Raw genomic sequence first — 17,332 nt, forward strand, 5'->3', positions numbered from 1 at the left:
CAACGCCCGCGCCGAATAGAGGTCGCCGAACCGACCACGCAAACGCGAGCGGGCCGCCCCTTTCAGTCCCACCCGTAGTGAAATCCAGAGAGGCGATACTGGTAGTTTGAGTAGCCACCGAGACCATCAGGTCGCTTCCCTTCCGGGGCGAAAACTTACTTGCGGGCACGTTCCGTGGGTATCGGCATGACAGAGACTACCGAGACTGCCCGGCGACTCGCCGACCGGGTGGACAACCTCGAACGCTCGACGATTCGGGTGATGTTCGGTCTCGCCGAGAAAGCGGAGGGTGATATCGTCCGACTCGAAGTGGGCGAACCGGACTTCGACACGCCCGGCCACGTCATCGACGCCGCCGCGGAGGCCGCTCGCGCAGGCGAGACCCACTACACCGCGAACGCCGGTATCCCAGAACTTCGGGAAGCCATCGCCGAGACGATGGCCCGCGAGAGCGGCGTCGAGGTCGGTCCCGAGCAGGTGACTGTGACGAACGGCGCGATGGAAGCATTGTCGCTGGCGACCCTCGCGCTTGCAGGGCCGGGCGACGAAGTGGTCGTTCCCACGCCCGCGTGGCCGAACTACGTCAACCAAGCACGAATCGCTGGGGCGACTCCAGTGACGGTTCCGCTGGCCTCCGAAACGGGGTTCGACCTCGACCCCGAACGCGTGGTGGACGCTATCGGCGAGGAGACTGCGATGGTCATTCTGACGAGTCCGTCGAATCCAACCGGTCGGGTCTACGAGGAGGACGCAATCGAGGAAGTCGTCGCGGCCGCTGCGGCACACGACGCCTACGTCGTCGCCGACGAGGTGTACGGCCGACTGGTCTACGACCGCGACTTTCGGGGGGTCGCAAGCTACACGGGGTACCCCGAAAACGTGCTAACCGTCGATTCCTGCTCGAAGACGTATGCGATGACTGGCTGGCGACTCGGATGGCTGGCCGGGCCACAGGAAGTCGTTGACGCGGTGAGCCACATCGGCGAGAGTACGACCGCCTGTACGTCGAGCGTGAGCCAATACGCCGCGCTGGCCGCACTGACTGGTCCGCAGGAACCGGTCGCGGAGATGAAGTCCGCGTTCGAAGCACGTCGCGATTTGGTAGTCGAGCGAATCGCGGAGATTCCCGGTGTCTCCTGTGCGAACCCGGAGGGTGCCTTCTACGCCTTCCTCGACGTGGGCGACCTCCCCGGAACGAGTTTCGAAGTTGCCAAGAAACTGCTCGAAGAGTACGGCGTCGTCACAGTTCCCGGAGAGGGCTTCGGCGACGCGGGAGCAGGCTATCTTCGAATCAGTTTCGCGAACAGCGAGAAGCGCATCGAGACCGGAATAGGCCGCCTCGAAGAGATGGCGCGCGCAGTTCAGTAAGGGAAACAGAGACGCAGACGTAGTTCCGGTCTGTCACTCTTCCATCGCTTCGAGACACTTGCCGATGAAGGTGTTGTGGATGGCGAACACCTCGCCGTCTAGCGCGACTGCGGTTCCGCTCGTCTCGTCGTGGGCAAAGTGCATCTCGACTGCGTCCTCGAAACACCGAACCGTGCAGTTCAGCGGCCCGTGTTCGTAGAGGTCCTCTTGATGGGGCTTCTCGAACGCTTCGAGGCGCACGTCTTGAAGGACTTTCTCCCGTTCGCTGTCGTCGTACTGCTCGGCAACGTCGTCACGGAGATACAGCACGTTCCCCCCGTCGCTATCGTAGTAGAGAACGCTCCGCAGGTGGTCGCCGACGCGCTGTTTCAGAAAATCGGCCAGTGCTTCGGAGGCGACTTCGCTCATTGGGACTCCCTGATATTATACTTCCGCTATAATTAATCTTGATGATCTGACCAGAATATTAAATAATCTAAGGGAACGATTAGAATTCGAGAGGTGACTACTCGCCGTCTGTCAGTTCTGCACCGAGTCGCTCGGTCAACTGCTCGCGGAATCGATGGCTCGCTTCGGCGTCGGTGACGACTTCGATGATTTGTGTCCCCTCGCTGGACACCGACTGGACGAACGCATCGCGGAAGCCGTCTATCGTCTCGACGCGCTCGAACTCCACGTCGTACAGGTCGCCCGTGGCGTCGAAGTCGAGGCCGTGGGGCGTTCGGAACTGCTCGGTGAACGGCGGGTCGAACTCCTCTATCGGGAGCATGTGAAAGATGCCGCCGCCGTCGTTGTTGATTTCCACGATGGTCGCGTCCACGCCGCATCGCGCGACTGCGAGCAGGCCGTTCATGTCGTGGTAGTACGCAACGTCGCCAGTCACGAGGACGAGCGGGTCGTCCGTGGCGCTTCCGGCACCCAATGCGGTGCTGGTGATTCCGTCGATGCCGCTCGCCCCGCGGTTGCCAAGCACCGTCACGTCCGCCGCGCGTGGCGCGCCGAACCGGTCGAGGTCCCGAACCGGCATGCTGTTCGAGACCATCACGGTCGCCGGGTCGGGCGTCTCGTCGGCGACGAGCGAGAGGACGCCACCTTCGAACAGTCGTTCCTCCCGCCCGTCGGCGACGGCCTCCCAGTAGCGCCCTTCGGCGCGCTCGAAGTGCTCGCGCCACGCCGAGTTTTCGGGGCTCTCCACGCCATCGAATTCGGACGCGACTCGCTCGGCGAATCGCGTCGGGTCCACAACAAGCAAGTCCGTCGTCGTGTAGGTCGCCTCGCGCCACTCGCCAGCGGGGTCAACGAGGAACTGCCGGGCATCGCTCGCTTCGAGGTAGTTGCGCAGAACTTTCGAAGTCGGCGACGCCCCGAATCGGACGACGACCTCCGGGTCGGGCCACGCCTCGGAAACCGCGTCGAGGTAGCCGTCGTAGCCGCCGACGATAGTCGGCCCTGCTTTCTCACCGCTTTGGGGGTGGCCGAACCGATGGCCCGACAGCGGGTCGGCGAGAATCGGGAATCCGGTGGCGTCCGCGAGGTCCGCGAGTGCGTCTCTATCGGGCGTCGGTGTGTCGGCAGGCCCGACGACGAGGAGTCCGCGCCCGCCCTCCACCGATTCGAGTGCTTGGCCAACTTCCGAAACGTCGGCCTCCGAGAGTTCGGGAACTCCCTGCGTGGTTCGGACGAACGGGCCGTCTCGCCCCTCAGCAGCGAGCGGATTCGCAGACTCGAAGCCCTCCGCTACGTCGTCGGGCACCTCGACCGGTTCCAGCGGTTTGCGGAACGGGACGTTGAGATGAACGGGGCCTGGCGGATTTCCTGTTGCTTGCACCATCGCTCGCGCCGCGGTGGTCCGGAGATACCGCAGTTTCCGGCCGGTCGCTTCTGGCTCCGCGAGGTCCTTGTACCACCTGACCGAGTCGCCGTACAACTTCTCTTGGTCGATGGTCTGGTTCGCCCCGCTGTCGCGCAGTTCCGGGGGTCGGTCGGCCGTCAGGACGACCATCGGGACGCGGGCCTGATTGGCCTCGATTATTGCGGGGTGGAAGTTCGCGGCGGCAGTTCCCGAGGTGCAGACGAGAGGTGTGGGTTTCCCGGTACGCTTCGCTCGGCCGAGCGCAAAGAAGGCGGCCGAGCGCTCGTCTAAGTGCGAGAAAATCTCGATTTCGGGGTGCTGCGCGAAGGCGACTGTGAGCGGTGTCGAACGACTACCGGGTGCGATACAGACCGCATCGACGCCCTGCTCTGCGAGTTCCGAGACGAGCGTCTCGGCCCAGAGCGTATTTCGATTTGGCGCAGTGTCGCGGTTCGAGGGAGTGTCGCGGTTGTCGTCCGTCATCGCTCCAACTCGTCTAGAATCGGCCGGTATTTCAACTGTACCTCCTCGTACTCCTCGTCTGGGTCGCTGTCGGCGACGATGCCGTTGCCCGCGAACAGCGTGACGCGCTCGTCGGCCGCGACGCCAGACCGGATACCGACCGCGAAGGTGCCGTCGCCATCGGCGTCGAACCAGCCGACCGGGGCGGCGTACCAGCCACGGTCGAAGGTCTCGGTGTCACGAATCGCGCGCAGTGCGTCTTCGGGCGGGAGGCCACCAACTGCCGGGGTCGGGTGGAGTGCCTCCACGATGGACAGCACGTGGTCCGACGATTCGAGGTCGGCTTCGATGGGCGTCCAGAGGTGCTGGATGTTCGCCAACTTCCGTACGCGACGGTCGGCGATTCGGAGGCCGTCGGCTCCTGTGAGGGGAGATAGCTGGTCGCGGATGGCGTCCACGACCAACTCGTGTTCGTGTGCTATCTTCTCGCTGTCGAGGAGACTGTGTTCCAGTTCGGCGTCCTCCTCCGGAGTTTCGCCGCGGCCGACCGACCCTGCGAGTCCGTCTGCTTCGACGGTCTGGCCGCGAAGCGTGGCGAGTCGTTCCGGCGTCGCACCGAAGAAGCCCGCGTCGGCAGTCGGTTCGAAGAAGAACCGGAAACAGTCGGGGTACGACTCACCGAGGCGTTCCAGCACGTCAGGAACGGCGGTTTCCCCGTCTAAATCGACGGCCAGCGCTTGCGCGAGGACGACTTTTTGCAAGTCGTCGTCTTCGATTTTCCTGACTGCCGCCTCGACCTGTTCGGCCCACTCCTCGCGGCTCGTGGTCGGTTCCGTGCCGACGACGCCCGGTGGGTCGGTGAATTCGGGGTCGGAGTTCGCAACCAGTTCGTCACGAACAGTTGCGAGTACGTCCTCGACGACTTCGGGACTCTCGTCGCGTGCCGAAACCGTGAGCCACGTCTCGCCGTCGGCGCGGATGAGTTGTGTTTGGGGAAGGACGAACTGCGCGCCCGGGAAGCCGACCCAAGGTGCGCTCGCGCGGTGCTGGTCGTGGAACGCGAAGCCGCCGAACAGTCGCGGGCGAGCGAGTTCGGGACCGTCGTAGCCGAGGTTCGAGAAGAGATTCTGTGCCCCGTCTCTGACGGCGTCGAACCGGTCGGGACCGTCGGCCGTGATTCGGGCGGCCGTGCCGCTACCGGCGAGTTCCGGGCCGTACGGACTCGACCAGTAGACGCGCGGGGCGTCTCGGCCGACGAGGAACGCTCGGGCGGTGCGGTCCGGTAGTTTCGTGGTCCGGCTGACGAGGGTGGAGCCGGTCGCTTCGGCCGACACCTGTCCGTCGCGGGGCGGTGACTCCATTCGTTCGCACTCAGGACCCAGTGACTTTCAGTTTAACTATATCGCTCTTCTTCCCACGGGTTCGCCGTGTTGGAGTAGCCGCGCTTTTCCCAATAGCCTCGTTCCGGTTCGGTGAGGAATTCGACGCCGTCTACCCACTTCGCGCCCTTGTAAGCGTACTTGTGGGGCGTGACGACCCGGAGCGGGCCACCGTGTTCGGCGGGAAGCGAGTCGCCGTCGAAGTCGTAGACGAACATGACTTCCTCGCGCATGCAGTCAGAAAGGGGGAGATTCGTCGTGTAGCCGTCGAGCGCAGAGAACATGACGTGGACGGCGTCGTCTTCGACGCCTGCGGCCTCGGCGAGCGTGGGGAACGTGACGCCGGTGAACTCGCAGTCGAACTTGCTCCAGCCCGTGACGCAGTGGAAGTCCTGCGTTTGCGTCTCGCTGGGGAGGTCGGTGAACTCCGTCCACGAGAGGTCGAGTTCGTCCTCGACAGCGCCGCCGACTGTGAAGTTCCACGACTCGGGGTCCCAGTCGGGCGTCGAACCCTTCGAAAGGACCGGGAACTTGCTCGTCTCGCGCTGGCCCGGCGGGAGTCGTTCGCCGTCGAACTCCTCGTGGAGGTCGGTCACGTCCGTAGTCATGGTCGTGAATCGGCTATCGAGCGTGGTATGTCTATCGACTGCGGTCGCTGCTGCCGAACTAACCCTGCGTTTCCCCGACGGTAATCTCTCACATCGTTCGGCAATGTAGGGTACCACCAAGTACCGACTGAATAACAAAGGACGCCGTGGGCTAACCTACGGGTCGCATGTCCACGCAAAAACGACGGACGATGGAAGGTGAGACGAAGGTGGAGGCCGCCGAGGAGACGGCGACCGACCTGACAGTACTGGCCGCCGCCACCTCCGTCGCGCTCGCGCTACATCAGTTCTTCGTCCGGGGGAACAAAGAACAGGGAATCTTCATCGGTCTCTGGCCGCCGACTATACTCGCGTTCGCCAGTTACTACAATCAAAAACGTATCGAAGAAGCCGTGAAGTCGGTCGGTCCGAGTCGGATTCGAAAGTCTCTCGAACAGATGCTGAGCTAAATCGAGAGACTATCGCCGTTTTTCACTGTCTTACGGCCAGTAATCACAGGTTTCGCCGGTTCTGCCCTGCGGCCCTGATTGTCACTCCAGTATAATTAGTTCCAAAAATGAGAACTTATCTTCGGTTGAGAAGCCAAAATATTCGCGGGCAGGAATAATCTACCCGTCAGACTTAAGAACACCCCTCCCGAACCCTCGAATGTTCCAATGCCGAAGGTAGAGATAACTATCCCGGAGCATCTCGAAATGCAGATCGCGCAGATGGTGGAGCAGGGGGAGTTCGTCAACCGAGAGGAGGCGATAGAAGACCTCCTCTCGACCGGTCTGAAAGCCTACAAGACGAGCGGCCCCATGGACGACGACGACCGAGACCCCGGACTTGAAGACGAAGGGATGATGGGTCACGAAGACGAGTACGTCTTCTAATCTCCACTGCGTGCCAACCGTTCTCAGAAATCCTTAAACCGGACAGTTCCGTAGCCACAGACATGCACAAAGACGAACTTCTCGAACTCCACGAGGAGATGGTTCTCATCATGGAGTACTTCCAGCGTCAGGAGAGCGTGAAAGACGGCCTGTTCGACGAGTACGAACAACTCGACGTGGACCCCTCGCACGTCCACAAGTCCAAGAGCGAACACAAACACGCCGTGTTCGTGCTGGGCAACAAACTCGCCGTGGCGATGAGTGAAGACGAGTTCAGCGAAGCGGGCCGCATCGGCAAGCGCATGGAAGAACTTGCTGATGATGCTGAGCAGAAGATCTAATTCGACCTTTTACTGCGCTCGGTCGGTGGAAGCCGTTGGCTTCCACACGACCTCGCTGGCAAAACGTCGATGAAAAGCACGGCGTTACCGCCTCAGTCGCTTGCGAGTCGGAGGAGCCGACTCGCTGACGCTCCTTCGACGGTTCCTTGGCCCGCTCGCTACGCTCACGGTAGGTTACGGTGTTCAACCGCACAAGGTTAGCCGAGCGGAACTGGGGGTGGTTTCGGCAAGTGATTTGTGAACTATATCGACATGCGACACTTTCTACCTGCGGTCGAACACAAGTGTCTGTACCGCGAGAGAAGCCAGACGCGCAGAGCGCGTCTGGCTGAACGAGCGCGTCCGAGGAACCGTCGGAGACGCGGCGAAGCCGCGTCGTAGGCGGTGACGACGTGCTTTTCATCGACGTTTTGCCAGCGCAGCGTCGCCTTAGGCGACGCAAGCGCAGCAAAAGGTTGAGTAGAAAAGTTGGGGGTTGGCCCGAAAAATATATGGGTGGCTTGTGGTTTCACCGTAATATGGAAACGCGCACGGTCGAACAAGTGGAGGGCTGGGACTCCCGGTCGTTCTCCGGTGGGTACGACGGGTTGCGACAGCTCTCTGACAGGGAATTTTCGGGGGCCATCAACGCCCGTGGTGCGTGGCTGTTCATGCTCAACGGGCGCATCATTGGTATCTACGAGGGGTCACTCGAAAGCTTCGAGGACGCGAGCGGAACCGCCTACAGTGCTCCCCATCCCTCTCTCCCACTGCTGTTTAGCATGCGAGAGAAGGGTGGCGAGACGCAGGCGAAGTACTACACCAACGACACGGCCCTCTCGGAGGCCGACTCGACGCTGAAGAGTGGGAACTTCACCGGTTTCATCGAACTCAGCGAGAACGTTCTGAGCGGGGACTACTACGTCGCCTACTACGGAGGGCGGTCGATGAGTGTGGCCTTCGTCGGCGCGAGCGAGCAGGTCGTCACCGGCGACGACGCCTTCCAGCGGGCTAACGACGAAGTCGGCATCTACGAAGTCCGGAACGTGGACTTAGACGTCATCGACGTTCCCGAATCCGAGACGGACGAAGAGCCAGCGGCCTCCGGGTCCGCAGGTGCTGGTGCTGCAACTGGGGCCGGTGCAACCGGAGCAGCGGCTGGTGCCGCCGGAGCAGGACAGGCCACTGGAAGCAGTGGGGCGAGCGAATCGAACAAGTCAACGGCGACTGAATCGACGACCGAAGCGACGGGCGACTACGAGTCCTTCGACCCGAGTGGCGGGAAAACGGCCGATTCCGACCCGAGTCCAGAAGCAGGGAGTACGGCCGGGTCTTCTGATGCGCACGAACAGACTGGTGAATCGAATGCCCAATCGACTGACTCGGCGACGGAGACGGCCGAGCAGTCACGAACTGAGCGCAGCGAGCGCACTGCTGCAGAATCTGACGCCGCCAGCCAAGCCAGCACGAACCAGTCGGGCAGTCAGAGTGCGTCGCAATCGGCCAGTGAGTCGCCAGCGCAGTCGTCAGAAGCCTCGGCTTCGACTCCAGCGTCGAAGGCGTCCGATCCGGAGACACCTGCCGAACCGAACACAGAAGCGAGTTCGAGCGAGAAAGCGGCAGCCGCAAGTTCTGGTGCTGGCGCCGAAACGGACGCCGACGGGGCTGCGTTCGACGACGAAGAGGAGTGGCGCGAGACGACGACGATTCCCTCGCTGAACCCCGACCGGAGCAAGTCCCAATCGAAGTCGAAGGCTGCGGGCGCAGGTGCGTCGAACGCTGCGAGCGCGGCGGCAGGGACCACCGAAAGAGCGACGAGTACGTCGAGTCAGTCCGCCAGTGGAGCGGGGTCGTCCAGCGACCAGAGTACGCCGTCGGAACAGTCTGCTCGTAGTTCGTCCGCGCAGTCGAGTTCGCGTAGCTCCGGTAGTTCCGCCGAGCGACAGTCGAACAGTACTGCGCAGTCCGCACAAGCTTCGAGTACAGAACAACACTCCCAGTCGAACGAACGCACCGAGCAGTTACGCTCGAAGCTCAAGCAGAGCCAACAGCAGGTCGAGCAGTTAGAACAGCGCGTTTCGACGGTCGAGTCCGAGCGCGACGAACTGAAGCGCGAACGCGACACCCTCCGCCAAGAGGTCGAACGACTAGAATCGAAGCTCTCGGCGGCCCAGCAGGGCGGCGGGACGAGCGCCGGAACACAGCTCACCGTCGCACAGGCGTTCGAGGGAACGAACCTGTTCGTCCGCTATCAGTCGAAGGGGAAGGCGACCTTAGACGAAGCCGCGCAAGGTAACGCGGACCCGGACGACGTGAACGCGAACCTCCAACTCGAACACCACACGCAGTTCGACGCCGACGACGTGGCCGTCGATGGAGAGGAGTTCGACGCCTTCCTGACCGACTCCTTCGAGTACCGGTTCGCGTCGTGGGTCGTCGAGAACCTCCTGTACGAAATCCGCGACACTGGCCATCGTGGCAGTCTGAAGGACCTCTACGACGCCATCCCGAAGGTGGACCGCGTGGACTTCCACGGTTCGGTCAGCGCAGGCGAGGACGAGGACGGCACGCGCCAAGAGTCGTTCGACGTCATCATGCGCGACCGGATGGGCAACCCGCTCGTGGCGGCAGACCTCAACGCCTCGCGTGACCCGACGACCGGCGAGATGATGGGGTCGCTGGTGGACGCCTCGACGGGCGTCGCAGAGGCCCACGAGGAACTCGCTGGCGCGTTCCAAGTCACTGCGAGCTTCTTCGAACCGGCCGCGCTCGAAACTGCCGAGAACGCGACTAGCGGCGGGTTCCTGAGCCGCGAAAAGAGAGAGAGCTTCGTCAAGCTCTCTCGAAAGCGGGGGTTCCACCTCTGCTTGGTGGAGTCACGTAGTGGCGGTTTCCACCTGAACGTCCCCGAACTGTAGTATCGCCTCGTTTTCGCGTTTTGTCTCGTTTGCAACCGCAGTTACAGAAGTGACACAGCGAATAGCTGGGGGACACTTCACAGGGCGTGCAAACGAGACAGTAGGTAGTTAGTTACTCTGCTTCGGCGGTTTCGCCGATCTTCATGCCTTCGAGTTTGTCGTTGATCTCGTTGATCTTGTCGTCGAGTTCGGCGACGAACTCCGAGGTGCGCTCGGTCGTGATGGCACCTTGGCTCGATGGCTCGATGAGGTTCTCTTCTTCGAGGACGCGCAGGGAGTAGCGCACCTTGTGGTGCGGGTAGCCCGTCTCGTTCGACATCTTCACGATGCCGATAGGCTCGCTCTCGATTACCATCTTCAGAACCTGCAGGTGACGTTCCAACATATCGACTTCCTTCTCAAGTCGGTCTATCATGGCATGTGTTAACTTGTCTTAGAGGCTTTTAAAAGTTGTTGTCGAAGACCGCAGAATCGCAGGACGTTGTTCGAATATTTCTGGTGCTAGTAGTTAACAGTTCTGGCCTCGGCTGGTGACAGATATCCTCGAAAGTGCGTTATGATGTGCTGACAGCCACTGTTTTATGCACGTTCGTGTATTTTCGGATGAGAAAGACCGTAATCGGTTTAGGAAGTGCGCGAGAACCATTCGGCGTAATGACCGTAACCATCGTCGGTTCACAACTCGGCGACGAGGGAAAAGGCGGCATCGTGGACGTTTGGGGCGACGCCGCCGACGTAGTCGCCCGCTATCAGGGCGGGGACAACGCAGGCCACACCGTCGTCGAGGACGGCACTGAGTACAAACTCTCGCTCGTGCCGAGCGGCGCGGTGCGAGGGAAAGTCGGCGTTCTCGGCAACGGCTGTGTCATCAACCCCGAGACGCTGTTCGAGGAGATAGACGCACTTCGAGAACGCGGACTGGACCCCGACGTTCGCGTGGCGCGGCGCGCACACGTCATCCTCCCCTATCACCGAGTGCTGGACGGCATCGAAGAAGAGGTCAAGAGCGACTCGGACGTGAAGGTGGGAACGACCGGTCGCGGAATCGGCCCGACCTACGAGGACAAGATGGGCCGCCGAGGCATCCGCGTCGGCGACCTGCTCGACCCCGACGTCCTCCGCGAGAAACTGGAGTACGTCGTCCCGCAGAAGCGCGCGCTCGCCGAAGACGTGTTCGGCGTCGAAGTCGGCGAAGAGTTCGACATCGCCGCGCTCTACGACCAGTACAAACGCTACGGGGAGCGTCTCGAAGAGAACGACATGACCGTCGCCGCGGGCGAGTTCCTCGCCGACCGGATGGACGACGGCGAGGAAGTCATGTTCGAGGGTGCGCAGGGAACCATCATCGACATCGACCACGGCAACTACCCGTACGTCACTTCCTCGAATCCGACCGCTGGCGGCGCGGCGACAGGCACCGGTCTCAGCCCCGGCGTCGTCGGCGGTGGCGAAATCGTCGGCATCGTCAAAGCGTACCTCACGCGCGTCGGGAGCGGTCCACTACCGACGGAACTCGGTGGCGTCGAAGGCGACACCCCCGGCTACGACGAACAGGGCGCAGGCGAAAACGAGGAACTCGCCACGTACATTCGCGAAGAAGGTGGCGAGTACGGCACAGTCACCGGCCGCCCGCGCCGCGTCGGCTGGCTCGACATGCCGATGCTTCGGCACTCCACGCGAGCGAATGGCTTCACTGGTCTCGCAGTCAACCACATCGACGTGCTGTCCGGACTCGACGAAGTGAAAGTCGGCCACAGCTACGACCTCCGCGGCGAGGAGCGTTTCACCATCCCCGCGACCACGGAGATGTGGAGCGAGTGCGAACCGAACTTCAAGAGTTTCGAGGGCTGGGAGTCCGTCGATTGGGGCGAGGTCGCCGAGACCGGATACGACGCCATCCCGGCGAACGCACGGACCTACCTCGAATACGTTAGCGACGAACTCGACACGGACATCTACGCGGTTGGCGTCGGTCCCGGCCGAGAAGAGACCGTCGTCGTAGAGGACCCCTTCGCGTAGTTGGGCCTCTCGTCGCGTAGTCGAACCTCCTGTCCTCTCTACGCGGACGTTTTCTCTTTCGGACCTGTCGGTGTCAGACGAACATATTTTAAGGAATTTTAGTCACACTCTATTAGCGGGTTGGTCGGGGAGGCGTGACGCGACTGTCGAGGAGCGTCGTCTGTGTCAGTCAGCCTCGACGCCCGAGAGAAGCATGCGGAAGGTCGAACTCATCTATCTCCACGCGCTGTTCGCACAGTTGTACGAGCACGTGGCGAGACGACGGGACCTCCAATCGGACGCGTTCGAGGAGTACGAGACGAGCGCAGTCGGCCCGTATCAGGTCCAACGCCGGAAAGCAGACCACGAGGCGGCGGTGCAGTTGCTGTCGAAGGGATTGGGCGCGTCATTGCTGGAAGTCGAACGGTCGAGCGAATCGGCGGAGTCGGTCAGGTCCGCCGACACAACGGAAGCGACCGAATCGCACGAACGTAGCCGCGAACCGACGAAGAACGGGTGTAAGCCCGCGCGGCAGTAGGTTTGCGCTCGCAGTCGAAGCAGGTGCGACGGTTCCCGATTCGTCGCCACGCCGCGCCGCGGAACAGTTTCTTCGAGAGGTGACGACGAGTAGCTACGCTCGGCCCACCGAACCCGTCACGCTTTTGCCCCGTCCGCTCACACCCACCTGTATGAAGCAGTCGCTGATGGACATCATCTGTTGCCCGCTGGACAAACAGGAGCTCGAACTTGACGCCGAGCGGGAGGAGGGCGAGGAGGTTCTCGAAGGAACCCTGACCTGCACGGAGTGTGGCGAAACCTACCCCATCGAGGACGGGATTCCGAACCTCCTGCCGCCGGACATGCGCGACATCGAGGCCTGACGATACTTTTTTCTATTAGCCGTTTGAGGTTGGACTACTGTGTCCGAGAGTCTCTCCGTCAGCCTCAACGACGACCGCCTGCACGAGATTCGCACCGCGACAGCGTTCGAGGCGACGGGGTCGTTCCCGCTCCTGTTGAAGAACGGTGACGCCCCCGTCCACGTCCACCTGCACTTGGACGACGCACTCTCGGAAGTCGCGACGATTCCGGCGAACAACCACTACGTCGATGCCGACTCGACTCGACAAGTGACCGTCGAAGTTCGGGACGGCGCTTACCCCGTCGAAGGCCGACTCAAGATAGTCACTGGCCACGGGGCGGAGACGGAGTACATCGACATCTCCATCGTCGAACCCGAAGACCGCGAAGACGCGGTCGATATCGACGGCACGCTCGCTACACCCGCCGCCCAATTCAAGCAACGCGCGAACGCCGAGGACACGAACGAGGGCGACGCTGGTGGACTCGTATCTTCCATCGATACCGTACGCGAAAGCGCCCCAGTCCTCGCGTTCGCGGTGTTCGCAGTTCTCGTGGCCGGAGGGTCGGCCGTGCTTTCCCACAGCGGCGTGGTCTTCGTCGGTGCGCTGGTCGTCGTCGGAAGCGTCCTCGTCGCCGGATACCTACTGGTCGGGTAGGTCGGTAATCGCATCGTTTTTCGCACTCGGGTTCGACCAGTCGCGCATGTCACTTGCGGAAGACGCACGCGCCGCCGTTCGCCGCCGTCCGTTCCTCCTCGACGCGCTCCGGGCAGGCGTCCTGAACTACACTGCGGCCGCCCGATTTCTGGCCGAGGAACTGGACCGCGACGCGGACGTAGACGCTGTCGCGACCGCACTTCGCCGGTTCTCTGAATCGCTGGACGACTACGAAACTACCGACCGACGCGCACGCGTGAGCATGAAGAGTGGGCTTGGGGAATTAAAAGATAGCAACGCCGGGGACGAACTCCTCGCAGTCGGCGACAGTGGGTTCGTTCCGGGAGAAGGTTCGCTGACCGGGATTCTCGCCACTGGAGCGGTCGATACGACGGCACTGACCGCGGTTCTCGCGCGACTCGCCGCCGAAGAGGTCGAGATTCTCGCGGCAGGCGTCTCCGAAGCGGCGCTTCTCGTAGTGGTCGAGCGCCGCGACGGTCCGGATGCGGTGCGACTCGTCGAAGACGCACTCGACGTGGTGCCGCGTCACGGCTCTGCGTAGATTTCCCGAAAAATAGGCGCGTAATGTTGTTACCGACGCTTTAAAACGGCCGCTACGGATACTATTGTGCAATGACGCTCCACGTGACGAACACGCTGACTGGCGAGCGTGAGACGTTCGAACCGCAGGACCCCGAATCTGTACTGCTGTACTACTGCGGGTTGACCGTCTCGGACTTCGCCCACCTTGGCCACGCGCGGTCGTGGGTCCACGTAGACGTAATGCACCGCTGGCTCGAACACTCCGGCTACGACGTGCGCCACGTCGAGAACTTCACCGACGTGAACGAGAAAATCGTCGCCAGAATCGGCGAGGACGAGTTAGGCGACAGCGAGGGCGAAATCGCACAGAAGTTCATCTCGGAAGTCATCGAGGACATGCGCTCGCTGAACCTCCTTCGGGCGGAGGTCTACCCCCGTGTCAGCGAGCACATTCCGGAAATCATCGACCTCGTGGAGACGCTCATCGAGAAAGGCTACGCCTACGAGTCGAACGGCTCTGTCTACTTCGACGTGACGAAGTTCGAAGAGTACGGTAAGCTCTCGAACCAGCAAGTCGAGGAGATGGAGGCCCAAGGCGAGGAAGACGAACTTGCCGACAAGCGCCACGCTGCGGACTTCGCGCTCTGGAAAGCTGGGGAAGCACACCCGGACGACGCCTCTTCCGGGGGCCAAACGTGGGAGTCTCCGTGGAGCGAGGGCCGCCCCGGTTGGCACATCGAATGCTCGGCGATGAGTCAGACCCATCTGGGCGACACCATCGACATCCACGTCGGCGGCCAGGACCTCGTGTTCCCGCACCACGAGAACGAAATCGCTCAGAGCGAGGCCGCCACAGGGAAGCAGTTCGTCAACTACTGGCTTCACGTGCGCCTGCTCGAAACCGGCGGCGAGAAGATGTCGTCGAGTCTCCAGAACTACTTCACGGTGCGCAACGCGGTCGCGGAGTTCGGCGGCGACGCCATCCGGATGTTCCTGCTCTCGACGGCGTACAACAACCGCCAGACCTACAGCGAGGAAGTTCTCGAAGAGGCCGTCGAACGCTGGGAGCGACTCGAACGCGGCTACGAACGGGCCGTCGAAGCGGTCGATAGCCCCACCGCGCGAACGAAAGTCGAAGACGACGCGCTTCGCGCCGCAGTCGCCGAGACTCGCGACACCTTCGCGGAAGCGATGAACGACGACTTCAACACCCGCGAAGCCATCACCGCCCTGCTCGAACTCGTGAGTGCGGTGAACAAACACCTCGACAGCAACGAGGAATACGACTATCGGGCGCTCTGCGACGCCGTCGAGACGTTCGAAGAACTCGGCGAAGACGTACTCGGCTTCGCACTCGTCGGCGACGGCGAAGGCGACGTCCACCTGCTCGAAGAGGTGGTCGAACTCGTCCTCGACCTGCGCGAGCAGGAACGGGACTCCGGCAACTACGAGCGCGCCGACGAGTTGCGCGACGACTTGGAAGCGCTCGGCGTCGAAGTGCAGGACACCGACGAGGGACCGACGTTCCGCCTCGGCGACACGTAGAACCCCATATACACCAGTTCTCGGTCGCCGGATTGATTACCTCCCCCTGTATTGGCCGTTTACATGACACGGAGCGCAGTTGCTGGCGTCGCATTGGCGTTGCTACTCGTCACGAGCGGTTGCGTCGGGATGCTATCGGGACCGGTCACGTTCACGGCCTCCGAGGCGACCGTCGAGGATGCGGCCTTGCAAGACACCGGCTACGAGAAGAATCGCACGACAGAGATGACCGTGAGTCGGACGTTCTCCGCGGCGGGCCAGAGCAAGGAAGTGAAAGTGACTAACTGGGTCTCCGAGTACCACCAGAGCGTCGGCATTCCCGGCATCGCCGAACAGCGCACGGCAGTCTTCGCTACCTTCTCCAGTCCGCAGGTCGAAGTCGTCGGGAAGTCGTTCAACCCGCTCGACAAGTACAACAATCGCAAACTCGCGGAGCAGTTCACGGCCAAGTTCGAGAACGTCGATATCCAGAAGGAGGTTAGCACGCGGCAGGTCACGATGCTCGGCAACGAGACGACCGTCTCGAAGTACGAAGCGACCGTGACGACGGTCGCTGGTATCCAGTTCGACGCGTACCTGCACGTCACCAAAGTCAAACACGGCAACGACCACGTCGTCGCGTTAGCCGTCTACCCCAAGCAACTCAGCGACCACGACCAGAAAGTAGACCGTCTCATCGAAGGCATCGAACACGAAGCGTAGCGTCTCGGCTTCCCTTCGACCTCGTCTGGATTTCTCCGATAACACTTTGCGTGCCGACGTATCAGCGAACCACATGAACACCGCGATGGCCGCCGGTCTCGGGTTCACCCTCGCCGGACTGGTCGGCTACCTCGTCGGACTCACCACCGCCTATCCCGGCCGGGCGTTTTCCGTGACTAGCGTGATGGTCGGGATTGCGCTTCTCGTCGTCGGTGCGGATGGAGGTGCAGAGACGTGACCGTCGAAGCCGTCGTCTACACCGAAGCGGGCGCGACCGACCACACCGACTTGCAGACCGCACGTGACGCCGACGGCACGACGTGGGTTCGGGCCTCCGACGCTTCGACCGGGGAACTGAACCGCGTCGCCGAGACGTTCGATATCCACCCACTCTCGGTCGAAGACCTTCGAAACGGCGTTCGCCCGAAGACCGAGGAGTTCGAGGACCACACGTTCGTGTTGGTCAAATCGGCGACGCTACGCCGCGGCGAGACGACGTTCCGCGACGAAATCGGCACCCAATCGGTGGGACTGTTCGTCGGCGACGACTGGTTGGTCTCGCTGTCACAGGACCGACTCGGTTCCGTCCAACGAGTCTGGGAACTGGTCTCCCGAGAGGAGGGGCGAATACTCAGTCGCGGCCCCGACTTCGCGACGTACCGCATCGTGGACGGTATCACGGACGACTACTTCGAGGTACTCGACAGAATCGAAGACCAAATCGAAGCCGTCGAAGAGGAAGTCACGACTTCGACCGACGTGGAGACGCTCGAAGTCATCAACAACGTCCGCCGGGAACTGCTCTCGTTCCGGAAACTACTGTGGCCGACGCGGGAAGCCGTCGGCTACCTCGCACGGGGCGACCCCGACCAGATTCAGGAGCAAACCGAGAAGTACTTCCGCGACGTGTACGACCACCTCGTCCAACTGGTGGACCTGACCGAGACGTACCGCGACTTGGCCAGCGGTGCGCGCGACATCTACCTCAACACGCTCTCGCTCTCGACCAACGAGGTGATGAAGAAACTGACCGTCGTGGCGACCATCGTCCTTCCCCTAACGTTCGTCGCTGGCGTCTACGGCATGAACTTCACGACGATGCCCGAACTCGGCTGGACGTACGGCTATCCCGCGGTGATGCTCGGAATGGGCATGGTGACTGTGATTCTGGTGGCGTACTTCCGCGAAGCAGGGTACATCTGACGCTCGTTCGCCCGAGAAGATGCGACGGCCCCACGACTC

At 62.1% G+C, this 17,332-nt stretch carries 19 protein-coding genes; 14 read left to right on the forward strand and 5 right to left on the reverse strand.

Features of this window, described 5'->3' with window-relative positions; translation table 11 throughout:
• The first annotated feature begins 186 nt into the window (after positions 1 to 186).
• A complete protein-coding gene (locus F7R90_RS08960) occupies positions 187 to 1,368 on the forward strand; it encodes a pyridoxal phosphate-dependent aminotransferase (protein ID WP_158057071.1) in 1,182 nt (393 codons plus the stop codon).
• A 33-nt stretch (positions 1,369 to 1,401) separates the two neighbouring features.
• On the opposite strand, the gene F7R90_RS08965 is transcribed toward F7R90_RS08960, so the two are convergent.
• The 4 genes from F7R90_RS08965 to F7R90_RS08980 all read right to left on the reverse strand — a co-directional run bounded on the left by F7R90_RS08965 (position 1,402) and on the right by F7R90_RS08980 (position 5,669).
• Positions 1,402 to 1,776 (reverse strand): DUF7522 family protein, encoded by a 375-nt coding sequence (locus F7R90_RS08965; protein ID WP_158057073.1) that lies wholly within the window; start codon positions 1,774 to 1,776, stop codon positions 1,402 to 1,404.
• Between the two features lie 97 nt (positions 1,777 to 1,873).
• A complete protein-coding gene (gene menD / locus F7R90_RS08970; protein WP_158057075.1) occupies positions 1,874 to 3,703 on the reverse strand; it encodes a 2-succinyl-5-enolpyruvyl-6-hydroxy-3-cyclohexene-1-carboxylic-acid synthase in 1,830 nt (609 codons plus the stop codon).
• The gene (locus F7R90_RS08975; RefSeq protein ID WP_158057077.1) at positions 3,700 to 5,043 is read right to left on the reverse strand and encodes an isochorismate synthase; all 1,344 of its coding nucleotides are present in this window, start codon (positions 5,041 to 5,043) and stop codon (positions 3,700 to 3,702) included. Before F7R90_RS08975 ends, menD begins: the two co-directional genes overlap by 4 nt.
• A gap of 32 nt (positions 5,044 to 5,075) precedes the next feature.
• The gene (locus F7R90_RS08980) at positions 5,076 to 5,669 is read right to left on the reverse strand and encodes a sulfite oxidase-like oxidoreductase (protein ID WP_158057079.1); all 594 of its coding nucleotides are present in this window, start codon (positions 5,667 to 5,669) and stop codon (positions 5,076 to 5,078) included.
• 167 nt (positions 5,670 to 5,836) lie between these two features.
• On the opposite strand from F7R90_RS08980, the gene F7R90_RS08985 reads away from it, so the two are divergent.
• The 4 genes from F7R90_RS08985 to F7R90_RS09000 all read left to right on the forward strand — a co-directional run bounded on the left by F7R90_RS08985 (position 5,837) and on the right by F7R90_RS09000 (position 9,782).
• Positions 5,837 to 6,118, forward strand: coding sequence for a hypothetical protein (locus tag F7R90_RS08985; RefSeq protein ID WP_225741127.1), 282 nt, complete (start codon positions 5,837 to 5,839; stop codon positions 6,116 to 6,118).
• Positions 6,119 to 6,325: 207 nt separating this feature from the next.
• Complete coding sequence (locus F7R90_RS08990; RefSeq protein WP_135830413.1) at positions 6,326 to 6,544, forward strand: ribbon-helix-helix domain-containing protein; 219 nt, start codon at positions 6,326 to 6,328, stop codon at positions 6,542 to 6,544.
• A 62-nt stretch (positions 6,545 to 6,606) separates the two neighbouring features.
• Positions 6,607 to 6,885, forward strand: coding sequence for a UPF0058 family protein (locus tag F7R90_RS08995; protein WP_158057081.1), 279 nt, complete (start codon positions 6,607 to 6,609; stop codon positions 6,883 to 6,885).
• A 518-nt stretch (positions 6,886 to 7,403) separates the two neighbouring features.
• Positions 7,404 to 9,782, forward strand: coding sequence for a bZIP transcription factor (locus F7R90_RS09000; protein WP_158057083.1), 2,379 nt, complete (start codon positions 7,404 to 7,406; stop codon positions 9,780 to 9,782).
• Between the two features lie 112 nt (positions 9,783 to 9,894).
• Here F7R90_RS09000 and F7R90_RS09005 read toward each other — a convergent pair whose 3' ends face one another.
• Positions 9,895 to 10,197, reverse strand: coding sequence for a hypothetical protein (locus tag F7R90_RS09005; RefSeq protein WP_158057085.1), 303 nt, complete (start codon positions 10,195 to 10,197; stop codon positions 9,895 to 9,897).
• A 239-nt stretch (positions 10,198 to 10,436) separates the two neighbouring features.
• On the opposite strand from F7R90_RS09005, the gene F7R90_RS09010 reads away from it, so the two are divergent.
• The 9 genes from F7R90_RS09010 to corA all read left to right on the forward strand — a co-directional run bounded on the left by F7R90_RS09010 (position 10,437) and on the right by corA (position 17,293).
• Positions 10,437 to 11,801: an adenylosuccinate synthase gene (locus F7R90_RS09010; protein WP_158057087.1), complete on the forward strand. Its 1,365-nt coding sequence runs from the start codon at positions 10,437 to 10,439 to the stop codon at positions 11,799 to 11,801.
• Between the two features lie 193 nt (positions 11,802 to 11,994).
• The gene (locus F7R90_RS09015; RefSeq protein WP_158057089.1) at positions 11,995 to 12,318 is read left to right on the forward strand and encodes a UPF0058 family protein; all 324 of its coding nucleotides are present in this window, start codon (positions 11,995 to 11,997) and stop codon (positions 12,316 to 12,318) included.
• 151 nt (positions 12,319 to 12,469) lie between these two features.
• Complete coding sequence (locus F7R90_RS09020; protein WP_158057091.1) at positions 12,470 to 12,661, forward strand: methytransferase partner Trm112; 192 nt, start codon at positions 12,470 to 12,472, stop codon at positions 12,659 to 12,661.
• Positions 12,662 to 12,700: 39 nt separating this feature from the next.
• Complete coding sequence (locus tag F7R90_RS09025; protein ID WP_158057093.1) at positions 12,701 to 13,300, forward strand: DUF7524 family protein; 600 nt, start codon at positions 12,701 to 12,703, stop codon at positions 13,298 to 13,300.
• A 46-nt stretch (positions 13,301 to 13,346) separates the two neighbouring features.
• Positions 13,347 to 13,862: a DUF7523 family protein gene (locus tag F7R90_RS09030; protein WP_158057094.1), complete on the forward strand. Its 516-nt coding sequence runs from the start codon at positions 13,347 to 13,349 to the stop codon at positions 13,860 to 13,862.
• A gap of 71 nt (positions 13,863 to 13,933) precedes the next feature.
• Entirely contained in the window at positions 13,934 to 15,388 is a 1,455-nt protein-coding gene (gene cysS / locus F7R90_RS09035) for a cysteine--tRNA ligase (RefSeq protein WP_158057096.1), read from the forward strand.
• 63 nt (positions 15,389 to 15,451) lie between these two features.
• Positions 15,452 to 16,090 carry a DUF6517 family protein gene (locus F7R90_RS09040; RefSeq protein ID WP_158057098.1) on the forward strand — a complete coding sequence of 213 codons (639 nt, stop codon included), beginning with the start codon at positions 15,452 to 15,454 and terminating at the stop codon, positions 16,088 to 16,090.
• A gap of 73 nt (positions 16,091 to 16,163) precedes the next feature.
• Entirely contained in the window at positions 16,164 to 16,328 is a 165-nt protein-coding gene (locus F7R90_RS22145; RefSeq protein ID WP_192498266.1) for a hypothetical protein, read from the forward strand.
• Positions 16,325 to 17,293: a magnesium/cobalt transporter CorA gene (corA, locus tag F7R90_RS09045; RefSeq protein WP_158057100.1), complete on the forward strand. Its 969-nt coding sequence runs from the start codon at positions 16,325 to 16,327 to the stop codon at positions 17,291 to 17,293. Before F7R90_RS22145 ends, corA begins: the two co-directional genes overlap by 4 nt.
• The last annotated feature ends 39 nt before the right edge of the window (positions 17,294 to 17,332 follow it).

This window comes from Halorussus halophilus (assembly GCF_008831545.1).
Classification (GTDB): domain Archaea; phylum Halobacteriota; class Halobacteria; order Halobacteriales; family Haladaptataceae; genus Halorussus; species Halorussus halophilus.